General features: G+C 60.9%; 15 protein-coding genes and 1 pseudogene. 7 read left to right on the forward strand and 9 right to left on the reverse strand.

Annotation, left to right across the window (positions count from 1 at the left end; translation table 11 throughout):
* Nucleotides 1–41: 41 nt before the first annotated feature.
* Nucleotides 42–1,544: a sodium/proton antiporter NhaB gene (nhaB, locus tag CGA21_RS15080; RefSeq protein WP_188264502.1), complete on the forward strand. Its 1,503-nt coding sequence runs from the start codon at nt 42–44 to the stop codon at nt 1,542–1,544.
* A gap of 115 nt (nt 1,545–1,659) precedes the next feature.
* On the opposite strand, the gene CGA21_RS15085 is transcribed toward nhaB, so the two are convergent.
* From CGA21_RS15085 to gnd, 3 genes are read right to left on the reverse strand one after another with little or no spacing between them, the layout of a single operon-like run.
* The gene (locus CGA21_RS15085; RefSeq protein ID WP_188264503.1) at nt 1,660–2,481 is read right to left on the reverse strand and encodes an HAD family hydrolase; all 822 of its coding nucleotides are present in this window, start codon (nt 2,479–2,481) and stop codon (nt 1,660–1,662) included.
* The gene (zwf, locus tag CGA21_RS15090; RefSeq protein WP_110747549.1) at nt 2,478–4,001 is read right to left on the reverse strand and encodes a glucose-6-phosphate dehydrogenase; all 1,524 of its coding nucleotides are present in this window, start codon (nt 3,999–4,001) and stop codon (nt 2,478–2,480) included. Before zwf ends, CGA21_RS15085 begins: the two co-directional genes overlap by 4 nt.
* Nucleotides 3,998–4,978 carry a phosphogluconate dehydrogenase (NAD(+)-dependent, decarboxylating) gene (gnd, locus tag CGA21_RS15095; RefSeq protein ID WP_110747551.1) on the reverse strand — a complete coding sequence of 327 codons (981 nt, stop codon included), beginning with the start codon at nt 4,976–4,978 and terminating at the stop codon, nt 3,998–4,000. The genes zwf and gnd overlap by 4 nt, the downstream gene beginning before the upstream one ends.
* 273 nt (nt 4,979–5,251) lie before the next feature.
* Here gnd and CGA21_RS15100 point away from each other — a divergent pair, with 273 nt between their 5' ends.
* The 4 genes and pseudogenes from CGA21_RS15100 (at nt 5,252) to CGA21_RS15115 (ending at nt 8,020) form a co-directional block, all read left to right on the forward strand.
* Nucleotides 5,252–5,428, forward strand: coding sequence for a DUF6026 family protein (locus tag CGA21_RS15100; RefSeq protein WP_177411564.1), 177 nt, complete (start codon nt 5,252–5,254; stop codon nt 5,426–5,428).
* Between the two features lie 196 nt (nt 5,429–5,624).
* Complete coding sequence (locus tag CGA21_RS15105) at nt 5,625–7,355, forward strand: phosphoethanolamine transferase CptA (protein ID WP_188264504.1); 1,731 nt, start codon at nt 5,625–5,627, stop codon at nt 7,353–7,355.
* Nucleotides 7,356–7,488: 133 nt separating this feature from the next.
* Nucleotides 7,489–7,697, forward strand: a pseudogene (locus CGA21_RS15110) (hypothetical protein); the annotation flags it as partial.
* A gap of 107 nt (nt 7,698–7,804) precedes the next feature.
* A complete protein-coding gene (locus tag CGA21_RS15115; RefSeq protein WP_020797165.1) occupies nt 7,805–8,020 on the forward strand; it encodes a hypothetical protein in 216 nt (71 codons plus the stop codon).
* A gap of 132 nt (nt 8,021–8,152) precedes the next feature.
* Here CGA21_RS15115 and CGA21_RS15120 read toward each other — a convergent pair whose 3' ends face one another.
* From CGA21_RS15120 to CGA21_RS15140, 5 genes are all read right to left on the reverse strand, one after another.
* Nucleotides 8,153–8,644 (reverse strand): GNAT family N-acetyltransferase, encoded by a 492-nt coding sequence (locus CGA21_RS15120; protein ID WP_188264505.1) that lies wholly within the window; start codon nt 8,642–8,644, stop codon nt 8,153–8,155.
* Nucleotides 8,645–8,735: 91 nt separating this feature from the next.
* The gene (locus tag CGA21_RS15125; RefSeq protein WP_110747556.1) at nt 8,736–9,317 is read right to left on the reverse strand and encodes a DinB family protein; all 582 of its coding nucleotides are present in this window, start codon (nt 9,315–9,317) and stop codon (nt 8,736–8,738) included.
* 18 nt (nt 9,318–9,335) lie between these two features.
* The gene (gene zapE, locus CGA21_RS15130) at nt 9,336–10,454 is read right to left on the reverse strand and encodes a cell division protein ZapE (RefSeq protein ID WP_188264506.1); all 1,119 of its coding nucleotides are present in this window, start codon (nt 10,452–10,454) and stop codon (nt 9,336–9,338) included.
* 253 nt (nt 10,455–10,707) lie between these two features.
* Nucleotides 10,708–11,667, reverse strand: coding sequence for an agmatinase (gene speB / locus CGA21_RS15135; protein ID WP_110747561.1), 960 nt, complete (start codon nt 11,665–11,667; stop codon nt 10,708–10,710).
* Between the two features lie 13 nt (nt 11,668–11,680).
* The gene (locus CGA21_RS15140; protein WP_188264507.1) at nt 11,681–12,772 is read right to left on the reverse strand and encodes a polyamine ABC transporter substrate-binding protein; all 1,092 of its coding nucleotides are present in this window, start codon (nt 12,770–12,772) and stop codon (nt 11,681–11,683) included.
* A 102-nt stretch (nt 12,773–12,874) separates the two neighbouring features.
* Here CGA21_RS15140 and CGA21_RS15145 point away from each other — a divergent pair, with 102 nt between their 5' ends.
* Nucleotides 12,875–13,768 (forward strand): LysR family transcriptional regulator, encoded by an 894-nt coding sequence (locus tag CGA21_RS15145; RefSeq protein WP_110747566.1) that lies wholly within the window; start codon nt 12,875–12,877, stop codon nt 13,766–13,768.
* Between the two features lie 188 nt (nt 13,769–13,956).
* Entirely contained in the window at nt 13,957–15,384 is a 1,428-nt protein-coding gene (locus CGA21_RS15150) for a nucleobase:cation symporter-2 family protein (RefSeq protein WP_110747569.1), read from the forward strand.
* Here CGA21_RS15150 and CGA21_RS15155 read toward each other — a convergent pair.
* Nucleotides 15,374–16,297 (reverse strand): carbon-nitrogen hydrolase family protein, encoded by a 924-nt coding sequence (locus CGA21_RS15155; RefSeq protein ID WP_188264508.1) that lies wholly within the window; start codon nt 16,295–16,297, stop codon nt 15,374–15,376. The two genes, CGA21_RS15150 and CGA21_RS15155, sit on opposite strands and share 11 nt — an antisense overlap.
* Between the last annotated feature and the right edge of the window lie 30 nt (nt 16,298–16,327).

Consider the following 16,327-nt stretch of genomic DNA (forward strand, 5'->3'; position numbering starts at 1 on the left):
CTTACGGCAAGTTGCGCGTTTCTTAACTCAAGGAGTAGCCGATGTCCGGCTCGATGGCCCAGGCGTTCGCGCACAATTTTCTCGGCAACTCACCGCGCTGGTACAAGGCCTGCATTGTCGGTTTCCTGCTTCTCAACGCCGTGACGTTATGGACCGCAGGCCCGGTGGTGGCTGGCTGGTTGCTGGTGCTGGAGTTCATTTTTACGCTGGCCATGGCCCTCAAATGTTATCCGCTGATGCCCGGCGGCCTGCTGTTGGTCGAAGCACTGTTGTTGAAAATGACCACGCCCCAGGCGCTCTATGACGAGTTGCTGCACAACTTCCCGGTGATCCTGCTGCTGATGTTCATGGTCGCCGGTATCTACTTCATGAAAGACCTCCTGCTGTTCCTGTTCTCGCGCCTGCTATTAGGGGTACGCAGCAAGGCCCTGCTGGCGCTGATGTTCTGCTTTTTGTCGGCGTTCCTGTCGGCGTTTCTCGATGCCCTGACCGTAACCGCAGTAATCATCAGTGCCGCCGTCGGGTTTTACTCGGTGTACCACCGCGTCGCCTCGGGCAGCGATCCGCGCCAGGACAGCGAGTACAGCGATGACCAGCACCTGCCCACCCTGCATCACGCCGACCTTGAGCAATTCCGCGCGTTTTTGCGCAGCCTGCTGATGCACGGCGCCGTGGGCACAGCGCTCGGTGGTGTGTGCACGCTGGTGGGCGAACCGCAGAACCTGCTGATTGGCCATGAAATGGGCTGGCACTTCGCCGAATTTTTCCTGCAGGTCGCGCCGGTGTCCTTGCCTGTGCTGGTCGCAGGCCTGGTCACCTGTGTCCTGCTGGAAAAGCTGCGCTGGTTTGGCTATGGCACGTTGCTGCCGGACAACGTTCGCACCGTGCTGGCCAACTACGCCGCCCAGGACAATGCCGAGCGCACTTCCCGCCAGCGTGCTGCGTTGCTCGTGCAAGGTGCGGCGGCCTTGATCCTGATTGCCGGGCTGGCCTTTCATGTGGCGGAAGTGGGCCTGATCGGGCTGATGGTGATCGTGCTGATCACCGCGTTCACCGGCATCACCGACGAGCACCGCCTGGGTAACGCATTCAAGGACGCCATGCCCTTCACCGCGTTGCTGGTGGTGTTTTTCGCCGTGGTGGCGGTGATCCACGATCAACAGTTGTTCACGCCATTGATCCATTGGGTGCTGGCCCTGCCCGCCGACCAACAACCGGGCATGCTGTACATCGCCAACGGCTTGCTCTCGGCCATCAGCGACAACGTGTTCGTGGCCACCATCTACATCACCGAAGTAAAACAGGCCTTCCTCTCCGGGCACATGAGCCGCGAGCATTTCGAGACGCTGGCGATTGCGATCAACACAGGCACCAACCTGCCCAGCGTAGCGACGCCCAATGGCCAGGCGGCCTTCCTGTTCCTGCTGACCTCGGCGATTGCACCGCTGATTCGCCTGTCGTATGGACGAATGGTGTGGATGGCGTTGCCGTATACCGTGGTGATGGGGATTCTGGGTTGGTATGCCGTGAGTTTCTGGTTGTAACACCTAACAAATGCGGGAGCGGGCTTGCTCGCGAAGGGGCCGTGCCAGGCAACATTAATGTTGAATGACACACCGCCTTCGCGAGCAAGCCCGCTCCCACATTTGGATTGTGTGGCTATCGAGGGAGGATGTAGCGCTCGATGGCCTGGGCCGCCCCGTCCTCGGTGTTGGTCCCCGTCACCACATCGGCCTGGCGTTTGACTTCGTCCTCCGCCTGGCCCATGGCGATCGACAACCCGGCCACATGAAACATCGCCGGGTCGTTGCCGCCATCGCCCATGGCCGCTGTCTGTGCCAGCGGCACACCGAGAAACTCGGCCAGCGTCGCCAGCGCCTGCCCCTTGTTGGCCTGCATCGCAGTTACGTCCAGATACACCGGCTGTGAACGCGAGACTTGGGCCTGGCCTTCAACTTTCGCCAGCAACCGGGCCTCCAGCTCAACCAGCAACTGCGTGTTGCTGCTGGCGGCGACGATCTTGTCGATGCGGGCCAGGTACGGTTCGTAGCTTTCGACCACCACTGGCGGATATCCCAGCCCGTGTTGTTCGCGCGGCACCAAGGGGCCGGTCGCGTCTTTCACCAGCCAGTCGCCGCAACTGAACACCCAGACTTCGATCTCCGGTTGATCGGCGAACAGCGCCAGGGTCATCAATGCTGCCGTGGCCGGCAAATAATGCGCGACGAGCAAACTGCCATCGGGATGAACGACGGTGCCGCCGTTGAAGGCTGCCGTGGGCAGGTCAACGCCCAAGGCCTCGATCGTTTGCAACATGGCCCTGGGTGGACGCCCCGTGGCCAGGCTGAACGACACTCCGGCTTCACGCAACGAACGGACCGCGTCGATGGTGCGTTGGCTGAGACTGTGATCGGGCAACAATAACGTGCCGTCCATGTCACTGAGCAGCAAGCGGATGGGTTGTTGCGACTCGTCACTCATCCGAGGCCGTGCCAGACGCGGCCATCGCGAGCCAGCAGTTCTTCGGCGGCTTGCGGTCCGTTTTCACCTGCGGCATAGCCCTGCACACTGGCATCCTGCTGCCAGGCGTCCAGGAAAGGCTGCACCGCACGCCAGCCGTTCTCGATGTTGTCGGCGCGCTGGAACAGGGTCTGATCGCCGGTCAGGCAATCGTAGATCAAGGTTTCGTAGCCGGTGGACGGCTGCATTTCGAAGAAATCCTTGTAGGCAAACCCCAGTTCGATGTTGTCCATCTTCAGGGTCTGGCCGGGGCGCTTGGCCAGTAGGTCGAACCACATGCCTTCGTTGGGTTGAATCTGGATGCGCAGGTAGGTGGGTGCCAGCTCATCGACTTCGGTATCGCGGAACTGCGCATAAGGCGCAGGTTTGAAGCAGATGACGATTTCGGTGTCGCGCACGCTCATGCGCTTGCCGGTACGCAGGTAGAAAGGCACGCCAACCCAGCGCCAGTTATCGATCATGACTTTCAGGGCGACATAGGTTTCGGTGTTGCTGTCGGGCGCTACCTTGTCTTCCTGGCGATAACCGCGCAGTGGCTGACCATCGACTTCGCCAGCGGTGTACTGGCCGCGCACCGAATTGGCACGGGCCTCGTCCACCGACCAGGGACGAATCGCGCCGACCACCTTGGCTTTCTCACCGCGAACCGCATCGGCGCCAAACGCGGCCGGTGGCTCCATGGCCACCATCGCCAACAACTGGAACAGGTGATTGGGCACCATGTCCCGCAGGGCGCCGGTGTTTTCGTAGAAACTGCCACGGGTTTCAACGCCGACGGTTTCGGCGGCGGTGATTTGCACGTGGTCGATGTAATGGTTGTTCCAGAACGCCTCAAACAGGCTGTTGGAGAACCGGCTGACCAGGATGTTCTGCACGGTCTCCTTGCCCAGGTAATGATCGATTCGGTAGATCTGCTTTTCCGACATGACCTTGAGCAGGCAGGCGTTCAGGGCCTCGGCGGTCTGCAGGTCGGAACCGAAAGGCTTTTCGATCACCACCCTGCGAAACGCCTCGGGGCTTTCCTGCAGCAAGCCGGACGCGCCGAGGCGGCGCACCACTTCACTGAAAAAGCGTGGCGCGGTGGCCAGGTAGAACACCGCGTTGCCAGTGCCGCTGGCGGCGATTTTTGCCGCCAGCGCTTGATAAGTGCCGTCGTCCAGGAAATCGCCCTGGACGTAGCTGATGCCTTTGGCGAGATTGGCCCACACAGCCGGGTCAAGGGCCTGATCGCCCTTGCCGATTTTGCCGGCCACCTCATTGCGAATGAAGTCCTCGAGCTTTTGCGCGAAGCCTTCATCGCTGATGGCGTTATGGTCAACGCCGACGATCCGCAAGCCATCCCCGAGTAAACCGTCGCGCTTGAGGTTGTACAGCGCCGGCATCAGCAGGCGCTTGACCAGATCACCGTGGGCGCCGAACAGGAACAGCGTGGTGGGTGGCGCGGGTTCAGTCTTGGATTTCCTGCGGATCCCATGGGTCATTTTTTCGCGGTCTCCACGTGGCCGCCGAAGCCGAAGCGCTGGGCCGAGAGAATCTTGTCGCCAAAAGTGCCCTGGCCACGGGAGCGGTAGCGGGCGAACAGCGAGTTCGACAGCACCGGTACAGGCACGGCCTGCTCCATGGCGGCCTCGATGGTCCATTGACCTTCGCCGCTGTCAGCCACGGAACCCGAGAAGCCGTCGAGTTTCGGATCGCTGGCCAGCGCGTCGGCCGTCAAGTCCAGCAGCCAGGACGACACCACGCTGCCCCGACGCCAGACTTCGGCGATGTCGGCGACGTTCAGGTCAAAACGCTGGTCTTCCGGCAGCTTGGTGCTGGACTTGGTCTTGAGGATGTCGAAACCTTCGGCGAAGGCCTGCATCATGCCGTATTCGATGCCGTTGTGGATCATCTTGACGAAATGCCCGGCACCGGCGGGACCGGCGTGGATATAGCCGCGCTCGGCGCGATCGTCATCGGACTTGCGGTCCTTGGTGCGCGGGATATCGCCCATGCCTGGGGCGAGGCTGTCGAACAGCGGATCAAGACGCCTAACGGTCTGCGTGTCGCCACCGATCATCATGCAATACCCGCGCTCCAGGCCCCAGACACCGCCGGAGGTGCCGACGTCGATATAGTGCAGGCCTTTTTCCGAAAGGGTCTTGGCCCGGCGGATGTCGTCCTTATAGAAGGTGTTGCCACCGTCGATGATGGTATCGCCGGCTTCGAGCAAGGTGCTCAGGGTGTCGATGGTGTCTTCGGTCGGTGCGCCTGCCGGCAACATGACCCACACCGCTCGTGGTTTGGCCAGGCCAGCGACCAGGGCCGGCAAATCGGCGACGCCGGTGGCGCCTTCGCTGCTCAAGGTATCGACGAAGGCGGTATTGCGGTCGTACACAACGGTGGTATGTCCGTTGAGCATCAGGCGCCGCGCAATATTGCCGCCCATGCGGCCCAGTCCAATAATCCCGAGTTGCATGTGCTGATGCTCCCTACTACAAATAAAAGTGTGTCAAAGGTTATAGCCCAACGCGACTCATGAGGTTAGTCCAGAGCGTTGGCATGAAGTTTCCGGGCATTGTGCCCGATCCTGATGGATAACGTCGGGAATCGTGCCGAAGACACAACGACCATGAAAAATAAAAAAGTTCCCTTCAGGGGCAAAAGAAATCAAAATTGGCGCCGATAGTAGATGAGCCACCGATTTCGGCGGCCAACCTACAGTTGAAACACGCCATTTGCGAGGTGAGCAATGGGCACAGTACACACCGCACTGCCAGCACAAACCCTTTACGTCACTATCCGTCGCGATGAATTGCGTCAGTTGAAAGACGAGCGTGACCAGTTGAAACAGGAGCTGGCGCAACTGCGCTTGCTGATCCAGGGCCAACAGCCCATGCCATTGCCCCAGCGGGCACCCCACGCCTGATCTCCTCGCCTTTGTCGGAAGTAGTACCGCACTGCTTCCGGCGCGCCGCATCCCCTTTGACGGCAATAACTCACAAAATTTTCACATTCGCCTGTTGATACTCCGGCGCATTGTGCGCCGCCTGGCCTGTGCGCGGCCGCCGTTCTCGGTGCTTGCGTGGCCTGGCGGTACGAGTGACTACTGGCTGGAGCGTTGAATGACTTGGTTTAAACGCAGCGATTCGTCTGCGGAAGGTTTCGATTGGGCAGGGTTTCTCTGGCTGTTCCTGTTCTTCTGGTATTTTTCCGGCATCACCCAACTGTTGATCCAGCTGACCGGCACCTCCGGTTTCACCGGGTTTCGCCAGGCGTTCGTGATGAGTGCCATCTGGTTGGCGCCGATGCTGTTGTTCCCAAGGCAAACCCGAGTGATGGCCGCGGTCATCGGCGTGGTGTTGTGGGCGTGCTCGATGGCCAGCCTCGGTTACTTCTTCATCTATCAGCAGGAATTCTCCCAAAGCGTCATCTTCATCATGTTCGAGTCGAACGTGTCCGAAGCTGGCGAGTACATGACCCAGTATTTTGCCTGGTGGATGGTTCCAGCCTTCCTCGCGCACACCGCGGTCGGCTATTTCCTGTGGACACGCCTGCGCCCGGTGTACCTGCCTCGCGCCAAGGCCCTGGTGGTGGCTACCGCCATACTGGTCGGCGTGGTCGGTTATCCACTGGTCAAGCAAACGATGCGTACCGGCAGCTTCGCCGAGGGCTTCGAGAAGTTCGAAACCCGCGTCGAGCCGGCTGTGCCATGGCAGATGGCCGTGGCCTATCACCGCTACCTCGATACCCTGGCCAGCATGCAGCAGATGCTGCACAGCGCGAGCAAGGCCGCGCCACTGCACAACTTCAAGGATTCCACGGCCAACCAGCCCGCCACCCTCGTGTTGGTGATTGGCGAATCCACCAACCGTCAACGCATGAGCCTGTACGGCTACCCTCGGCAAACCACTCCGGAACTGGACAAGCTCAAGGACCAACTGGCGGTCTTCGATAACGTCATCACACCGCGCCCCTACACCATCGAGGCGTTGCAGCAGGTTCTGACTTTCGCTGACGAAGAAAACCCTGAGCTGTACCTGTCCACGCCGTCATTGGTTGCCATGATGAAACAGGCTGGCTACAAGACGTTCTGGATCACCAACCAGCAGACCATGACCAAGCGCAACACCATGCTCACGACCTTCTCCGAGCAGGCCGACGAACAGGTGTACCTGAACAACAATCGCAACCAGAATGCCGCCCAGTACGATGGCGACGTGATCGAGCCGTTCAACAAAGCCCTGGCCGACGCGGCACCGCGCAAGCTGATCGTGGTGCATTTGCTTGGCACGCACATGAGCTATCAGTACCGCTACCCTGCGACCTTCGACACGTTCAAGGATCGCAACGGTGTTCCGGCCGGCGTGCGGGACGATCAACTGCCCACCTATAACAGCTACGACAACGCCGTGCGGTACAACGACTTCGTGGTGTCGAGCCTGATCAAGGACTTCGCCAAGTCTGACCCGAACGGCTTCCTGCTCTACCTCTCCGACCACGGTGAAGACGTGTTCGACTCCCCTGGCCATGGCACCCTCGGGCGCAACGAGAGCAAGCCGACGGCGCCGATGTACACCATCCCGTTCATGGCCTGGGCCTCGCCAAAATGGCGCGAAACCCACGACTGGAACTTTGCCGCTGACCTGGGGCGTCCGTACAGCAGCTCGCACCTGATCCATACCTGGGCAGACCTGGCGGGGTTGAGTTTCGATGAACTCGATCGCAGCAAGAGCGTGGTCAGCGACAGCTTCAAGGCGCGCCCCTTGCTGATCGGCAATCCTTACGAGCAGCAACAGCGGCCATTGATCGATTTCAGCCTGATCAAGCCCAAGGCCGCAGTTGCGCAGCAATAACCTGTACCTGTACCTGTAGGAGCGAGCATGCTCGCTCCTACAGGGAGGTTTATGCATACCCAACAACACGAAAATAATACTAATTCTCGTTTACCTCTAAATCCCTCCACCCTCCTTCGTCTTTGACAACAGCATCATCACCAAGCGCACGAACATCCAGCAGGAGGCCTACACCGTGGTCAACCTGATGTCGCGCTACGCATTCGAGACCGGCACCTGTCGGCCTCGTTGAACGTCAACAACCTGTTCGACAAGAAGTACTACGACAACGTCGGGTTTTATAACGGTGTGTATTGGGGCGATCCGCGCACGGTGACCCTGAGCCTGGACTGGACACTCTAGGCGATGTTAATTCCCATTTAACGGAATCGGCGGATAATGAGCGTTCGACTTTGATTCATTGACTCATGGACGAAAGGCATCCGACATCTGTAAGTGGGAGGCACACCATGAAAAGATCCACGTTGATCCTCGCAGTCCTGATGACGTTAGGCTCCGCCAGCGCCTTTGCCGAAGGCGGCGCCGAACGCATGCGCTACTACTACGAGACCTTGCACTACAACCAGCAGGTGGCGCTGGGCAACATCACGCCAGGCCAGGCGAAGGAACTGCGAGTGCCGGACGATCAAACTGCGCAAATGACCGAGTCCTATAGGCCGAAATAATCGACTTCTGCCTGTCTGTCTTTCTGTAGGAGCGAGCATGCTCGCGATGGTGGTCAACGATGACGCGGGGCACCAAATACCCCTCGTTGTCCTTGAGTCCATCGCGAGCATGCTCGCTCCTACACAGGGGGATTAAAGCGGCTTGATCCAGAACATCATGCGCCCGTGCGCCGGATCGAACTCTCCCGGGGCGAAGCCGAACTTGGTGTAGGAACCCTGCGCCGGCCCATTGCCTTCCAGCACCTCAAGGGTGATTTTGCAGCAGCCGCGCTGGCGGGCGATGTCCTCGACCTTGTGCAGCATCCGCTGGCTCAGACCCAAGCCGCGAAACTTCGGCACCACCGCCACGTCGTGCACGTTGACCAATGGCCGACAGGCAAAGGTCGAAAACCCTTCAAAGCAATTGATCAACCCGGCCGGCTCGCCACCCACGAAGGCCAGCACGCTGAACGCATGGGGACGCTTGGCCAATTCAGCCGGAAGATGATCCAGCACTGTGGCGGGCAGGGAGTGACCACCCCCCATTGGATCTTCGGCGTAGCTGTTCAATACCAGGCATATCGCCTCGGCATGTATCGGATTGGTATAACTGGCTTGAAGTACAAGAATTTCTGCGGAATCCATTTCCATCCTCGATCACATGAAGTAGTCCCGATACGTAAGCATCGGACTACGACCCTATCCTGAGCGTCCTGCGTGTTGCAATCTTTTGATATCAATGCCCCCAGATCAGCGCTTCGGTCCATCCCAGCTCGGCAAAATCCTCAGCCCGCAGGTGCGACTCGCCGGCGCAGAAAAACTCGTCCAGCTGCGGCGGCTCGACCGAAGTCCCACTGAGCATCGCGTGCACCTGCCCGCGATGATGAATCTGATGCTCGAAAAGATGCGACAGCAGGCGCAGGCGGCTGTCGTATTGCGGTGTGTCCCGGGCGATGGTCACGATCTTGCCGAGGTCGGCGTCGCGCATTTGTTCGCAGTAGGCGATCAATCGCCGGTCGACCTGCGCCTGTTCGCGCTTGAGGTCGCCGGCCTGGGTAAAGGGCACGTCGTCCTTGAAGAACACGTAGCAATCAGGATGGGGGTCGTCACCGCGCAACTCGCGCTCAAGGGCATCCACATAGAACCAATCGCAGGTCAGGATGTGGTTGAGGGTTGCGCTGAGACTGGGAAAGAAGCTGACCCGGGGGGCCGTCAACGCCTCCTGGCTCAACTGACACCAGGCCTTGGCCAGCCGGTGATTGGCCCAGGCATTCTGATAGGCCATGGTCAACAAATGGTGGGACAGAGGTTGATTCATGTTCACGCCTCCTGGAATTCACGCCTCGGCAAAACGTTGCAGCTGCATTTCCTGCAGGCGACTGAGGGTGCGGCGGAAGGGAAATTCCAGGTAGCCCTCAGTGTAAAGCGCGTCCATGGGCACCTGGGCTTCGAGGTACAGCGGCACTTTACGGTCGTAACACTCGTCCACCAGCGCGATGAAACGCCGTACACCATCGTCATGCACCGACAACTGCGGCAATTCTCGGTCGCCTGCCACCACGCGCTCGACCCCGTCCTCAGTGCCCCGGGCAATGCGCCCGGCGCGCTTTTGCGCGCTGAGGTTGGGCACGTCACCTAGAAGAATAGCGCTGAAGGTGTCGCACAGGGTCATGAAATCCATCGCGGCAAAGGGCTGCTCGCAGAGGTCGGCATAACGGCACCAAAGCACGCTCTGGCTGGCCTGCACCACTTCCAGCGAACGGTAGCCGACCTTGATCGGCGCGCTCGAAACCGCTTGGCCCAGGGTCAGCACCTTGAATACGTCTGCCAATGCACTGGGCTGTCCGGGCGCCGCCACCCAGTAACGTTGCAAGCCCTGCCCCGGATGCAGGCGATGGTCTTCGCCGCCGTCCACCGCGATCACTTGCATGTGCTGCTTGATCGCGGCGATGGCCGGCGTGAAGCGATCGCGGTTGAAACCGTCGGCGTACAACTGGTCCGGTGGCAGGTTGGAGGTGCAGACCACCACCACGCCCTGTTCAAACATAACCTGGAACAGGCGCCCGAGGATGATCGCGTCGCCGATGTCATTGACGAATAACTCGTCAAAACACAGTACGCGCACTTCTTCGCTGAGTTCGCGGGCCAGGGCCTTCAATGGGTCGGCGGTACCGGTCAGCTGGAATGAACGCTGGTGCACCCAACCCATGAAATGGTGAAAATGCTGACGCCGGGCCGGCACCCGCAGGGTCTGGTAGAACTGGTCCATCAACCAGGTCTTGCCACGCCCGACCGGGCCCCAGAGGTACACGCCCATCATCGGCCTGCGGCCTTCATGGAGCGCTTCATGGCACTTTTGCAGGGCCCAGACGGCATGTTCCTGGGCTTCGTCCTGGACGAAACCCTTCTGTTCGATCGCGTGCTGCCAGGCACTGAGGGGAGAGTCGACTTTCATGCGCGGCAGTATGCCACCCGTCGACCACCTCTTCTGTAAAATTTCTGACCGTTCCCATGTGTGTGGTCAAGGACGTTCACGGCTTCAGCAGTGGCGTATCCCTGGATCTGTGCAAAATCCCGGAGGCCAGCCCCCGATCAACTGCAGGAGCGAGCCTGCTCGCGAAAAAAACGGAGGGCACGGCGGGGCGTCAGGTTTCCGCGTCATCGTTGGCCTCTATCGCGAGCAGGCTTGCTCCTGCAGGGGGTGGGCGTTATCGGTCGACTTTATGTTTCGCCGCATACAGGCACAGCATCTCCATCGCCAGCGTCGCCGCCGCCAATGAGGTGATGTCCGCATTGTCATAGGCCGGCGCCACCTCCACCACATCCATGCCCACCAGGTTGATCCCGCGCAAGCCGCCGAGGATTTCCAGCGCCTGCACGGTGCTCAAGCCGCCACACACCGGGGTGCCGGTGCCGGGTGCGAACGCCGGATCGAGACAGTCGATGTCGAACGTCAGGTACACCGGGTTGTCACCGACCCTTGCACGAATGGCTTCGACGATCGCATCGACGCCACGCCGGTGCACCTGCCGCGCATCCAGCACCGCAAACCCCTGGGGATCGTCGTTGGTGGTGCGCAAGCCGATCTGCACCGAACGTGACGGATCGACCAGCCCTTCCCTGGCCGCATGCCAGAACATGGTGCCGTGGTCGATGCGCTTGCCCTCTTCGTCCGGCCAGGTATCGCTGTGAGCGTCGAAGTGAATCAGCGACAGCGCGCCATGCTTGCGCGCATGGGCCTTGAGCAGCGGATAGGTGATGAAATGGTCGCCGCCGAAAGTCAGCATCGCACTGCCCGCATCGAGGATGTACTCGGCGTGGGCTTCGATACGTTCGGGGGTCGACTGCGGCGAACCGTAGTCGAAGTCGCAGTCACCGAAGTCGACCACCGCCAGATGATCGAATGGGTCGAAGGTCCACGGCCAGTGGCGCTCCCAGGCAATCCCGGTGGACGCGGCGCGGATTCCGCGGGGTCCGAAGCGGGCGCCGGGGCGGTTGCTGGTCGCGGTGTCGAACGGCACGCCGCTGACCGCGACGTCGACTCCGCGCAAGTCGCGGCTGTAGCGTCGGCGCATGAAACTGGTGATGCCGGCGTAGGTGCTTTCGGCGGCGGTTCCATAAAGGCTGTCACGGGTGATGGCCTGATCGTTCTGCAGGGGGACGTCCATTGAAGGATCCTTGTTATTGGCGGCTACGGAAAGTGGTCCACACGCGGGTACGCTGGCGCATGTCCTTGAGGCTCATGCTGCGGTCGGCGTACAGGCGCTGACGGATGTCGGCGGGTGGAAATATGTCCGGGTCGCTGCGCACCGCCTCGTCGACCAGCGGCGTCGCGGCCCGGTTGGCGGTGGCGAAGAACAGCGTGTTGGTGAGCGCGGCGACGGACTCGGGGCGCAGCATGAATTCGATGAATTGGCGCGCGGCTTCCGGGTGTGGCGCGTCCTTGGGGATCGCCAGGTTGTCCTGCCAAACCAGGGTGCCTTCCTTGGGAATCCGGTAGGCGATTTCATAGGGTTTGCTGGCCTTGCGCGCCTGATCGGCAGCCATGCTGGCGTCACCGTTGTAAGCCAGGGCCAGGCAGACGCTGCCGTTGGCCAGGTCGTTGATCTGCCGGCCGCTGGCGACATACAGCACCGATGGCTGTAGTTGATGCAGCAGCGCTTGCGCCGCGTCGAGATCTGTCTTGTCGGTGCTGTAGGGGTCCTTGCCCAGGTAATGCAATGCCAGGCCGATCACTTCCTGCGGCGAGTCGATGATCGCAATGCCGCAGTCCTTGAGCTTGCTGGCGTACTCGGGTTTGAACAGCAGGTCCAGGCTGTTGAGCGGCACGTTCGGCAGGCGTTTGTGCAGCGCCTCGATATTCATCCCCAACCCCAGCGTGCCCCAGGTGTAAGGCACGCCGAATTGATTGCCGGGATCGACCGCGGCGAGTTTCTCCAGCAAGTCCGGGTCCAGATTGGCGTAGCCCTTCAAGCCTTCGTGGGCAATGGCTTGCAACGCACCGGCCGCCAGGCCACGGGCCAGGACACTGGACGACGGCACCACCACGTCATAGCCACTGCCGCCGGTGAGCAATTTGGTTTCCAGCACTTCCGGCGCATCAAACGTGTCGTAGCGCACGTGAATACCGGTTTCCTGTTCAAAGCGCTGGAGGGTTTCGGGCGCGACGTAATCGGCCCAACTGTACAGATTGACGACTCTGTCTTCGGCCTGTGCCGCAGTGGCCATGGCAACGAACAGCGCGGGAACACACAGCTTGAATAGGCAATTCATGACCAACACCTGACCGGGGGGAAGTGGATGCAGGATGCGTCGTCGATTACATTGGTAAAATATAAAGATTGTTAACCTGACATTATCCCGGAGTAATGTTTAATGCTCGGTCAACTGCATGACCTGGACCTTCAATTGCTGCGCCTGTTTGTCAGCGTGGTCGAGTGCGGTGGCTTCAGCGCAGCCCAGGGTGAACTGGGCCTGAGCCAGTCGAGCATCAGCCAGCAAATGGCCAGGCTGGAGACCCGTCTCGGCTATCGCTTGTGCAGCCGTGGCAAGGGTGGCTTTCGGATCACGCCCAAAGGCGAACAATTGCTTAGCGCGACGCGCAGCCTGTTCCAGTCCATCGAGGCGTTTCGTCACCAATCCAATGGCGTGGCCGGGCGCTTGATCGGCGAGGTGCGCCTGGGCTTGTCCGAAGCGCTCGACCAATCGGTGCTGCAGCGGGTGGCCGAAGCGATCCGGCGCTTTCGCGAGCGTGACGAATCGGTGCGCATCGAGTTGATGAGCGCCATGCCCGGCGAGATGGAGCGCTTGCTGTTGCAGCAGCGGCTGGACCTGGCCATCGGCTATTTCTCGCAGATCCAGAGCGCGTTTGACTACCGCGAGCTGTTTACCGAAACCCAGCACCTGTATTGCGCCGTTGGCCATCCCTTGTTCACCGACGAGGCGCCGGATGACCAGGCGCTCCAGGCATGCGACCGGGTCGATCACCCCTACCGTTTCCTGCGCAGCGACGAACCCTTTCAAGGCAAGGTCTGCTCGGCGCGCTCCGAGCAGGTCGAAGGCACCCTCGCCTTTATCCTGTCTGGCAAGCATGTGGGATATCTGCCCAGTCATTTCGCCCGCAGTTGGGAAGACAAGGGTTTGCTGCATCCAGTACGTCGCGATGACTTGAGTTTCGAGGTGGCGTTTCACCTTGCTCGCCATCGCGCGCAGGTACCCGGGGATGCGCAGAAGGCGTTTGAAGAGGACCTGCTCGCGGCGTTTGCCTGAACACTCTGTGCCTTGGGTATGTATCCGTGGCGAGGGGATTTATCCCCTCGCCACAATAAATCCACCCACCACAGATGAATGCCCTCACTACGGGATTGGGACAATCCCGAGTTTCTGTTTCAAAGTCTTTCTGGCATCCTGCGCCTCCATTTTCTGACCCGGCCCCGCCTCCCGGCACATAAACCACCATGACTTCCCCTGAAAAAACCCCGCGCCACAGTGACCTGCTTTACGGCCTCGACGACCGCCCGCACCTCACCGCCACGGTGTTCGCCGCGCTGCAGCACGTGCTCGCCAGCTTCGTCGGGATCATTACCCCGACACTGATCATGGGCAGTGCCCTGGGCTTGCAAAGCGAAATCCCCTACCTGATCAGCATGGCGCTGTTCGTCTCGGGCCTGGGCACTTTCGTCCAGGCGCGGCGCTTCGGTCCGGTGGGCTCGGGCCTGTTGTGTCTGCAAGGCACCAGTTTCTCGTTCATCAGTGTCATCCTCAGTGCCGGTTTCATGGTCAAGGCCCGGGGCGGCGGCACCGATGAAATCCTTTCGACGATCTTCGGCGTGTGCTTCTTCGCCGCCTTCATCGAAGTGGTGTTGAGCCAGTTCATCGGCAAGCTGCGGATGCTGATCACCCCGGTCGTGACCGGCACCATCATCACCCTGATGGGCTTGTCGTTGATCAAGGTCGCCATGACCGACATCGCTGGCGGCTTCGGCGCCCCCGACCTCGGCGCGGCCAGTCACCTGGGCCTGGCAGCCCTGGTGCTCGGCACCATCGTGATATTGAACCGGGTGGACGTGCCGTTCCTGCGCCTGGGCGCGATTGTCATCGGCCTGACCCTCGGCTACGCCGTCGCCTGGATGCTGGGCCACGTCGATTTCGCCAGCTTGCCGGCCGTGCCGCTGATGAGCGTGCCGGTACCGTTCAAGTATGGCTTTGCCTTCGACTGGGTGGCGTTTGTCCCGGTGGCGGTAATTTTCCTGGTGTCGCCGCTGGAAGCGGCCGGTGACCTGACCGCCAACTCGATGATTTCCCGTCAACCGGTCAAAGGCCCGGTCTACATTCGCCGAATCAAATCCGGGCTGCTCGCCGACGGCCTCAACTCAGCCATGGCAGCGGTGTTCAACAGCATGCCGATGGTGACCTTCGCGCAGAACAACGGGGTGATCCAGCTGACCGGCGTGGCCAGCCGCTACGTGGCGTTTTTCATTGCCGGCCTGTTGGTGCTGCTGGGGCTGTTCCCGATGATCGGCGCCGTGCTGCAGCTGATGCCCAAGCCGGTGCTCGGCGGTGCTGAGCTGGTGATGTTCGGCACCGTCGCCGTGGCCGGGATCAAGATCCTCGCCGAAGCCGGTTTGCATCGACGCAACATGTTGATCGTGGCGATTTCCATCGGCATGGGCCTGGGTGTGGCGGCCGTGCCGCAAGTGTTGCGCGAGCTACCCAAGGCACTGCATAACATCTTCGAATCGCCGATTACTGTCGGCGCGTTGTGCGCTATCGTGCTGAACATCTTCCTGCCCGAGGAATTCATCGAGCTGGAAGAAGACGATTTCGATCCGGAAGCCTCGATCCTCCAGGTCATGGAAAACCCGGAGGTGCCGGTCAAGTGTTGAACCTGACGCCGGGTTTGGCACGCTCATCCACAGTCAACTCGAACACGTCGGGGCGCGCGTAATGACCGACGACGTCGTAGTCGTAACGCGCGCGGATCAGGTCATCGGTGTCGATTTGGGCGGTGAGTAATCCGCGCCCGCCCCGCAGCGGCCCGGCGAGTATGTCCCCCATCGGCCCGACGATCACGCTGCCGCCGGCAATCAACGGACGGTCCGCCGGCCAGTGGGGGATCTCCACGCCCAGAGCCTGCGGTGAGTCCTGGACCTGACAGGCGCTGACCACGAAGCAACGCCCTTCATGGGCGATGTGGCGCATGCTCACCTGCCACATCTCCCGCTCGTCCACCGTGGGTGCGCACCACACCTCCACGCCCTTGGCGTACATCGCGGTGCGCAGCAGCGGCATCATGTTTTCCCAGCACACCACCGCGCCGATTCGCCCTGCCTGACTGTCGAGCACCGGCAAGGTCGAGCCATCACCCTTGCCCCAGATCAGCCGTTCGGTGCCCGTGGGCATCAGCTTTCGGTGTTTGGCGACCAGTCCAGCCTGCGGATCGAAGTACAGCGCGGTGCAGTACAAGGTGCTGCCGGCGCGCTCGATCACACCGATGACCAGATTGGCCCCGGTGCGCGCCGACAGACCGGCCAGCGCTTCGGTTTCCGCGCCGGGCACATCGATGGCGTTGGCGAAATATCGGGCAAATGCTTCCCGGCCTTCCGGCAGCCGGTAACCCAGTTGCGTGCCGAATCCCTCGCCCTTCGGGTAGCCACCCAGCAACGCTTCGGGCATGACCACCAACGCCGCACCGGCTTCAAGGATGGCGTTTTCGTACGAGAGGATCTGCTCCAGGGTCTCGGCCTTGCCGCCGGGTAGAGCGCCGATTTGCAGCGCTGCAACGGTTGACTTGGGCATTGCGGTAACTCCATTCGAATCGGGTGTTGC

The organism is Pseudomonas sp. PSB11, from assembly GCF_014596605.1.
GTDB classification, from domain to species: Bacteria; Pseudomonadota; Gammaproteobacteria; order Pseudomonadales; family Pseudomonadaceae; genus Aquipseudomonas; species Aquipseudomonas umsongensis.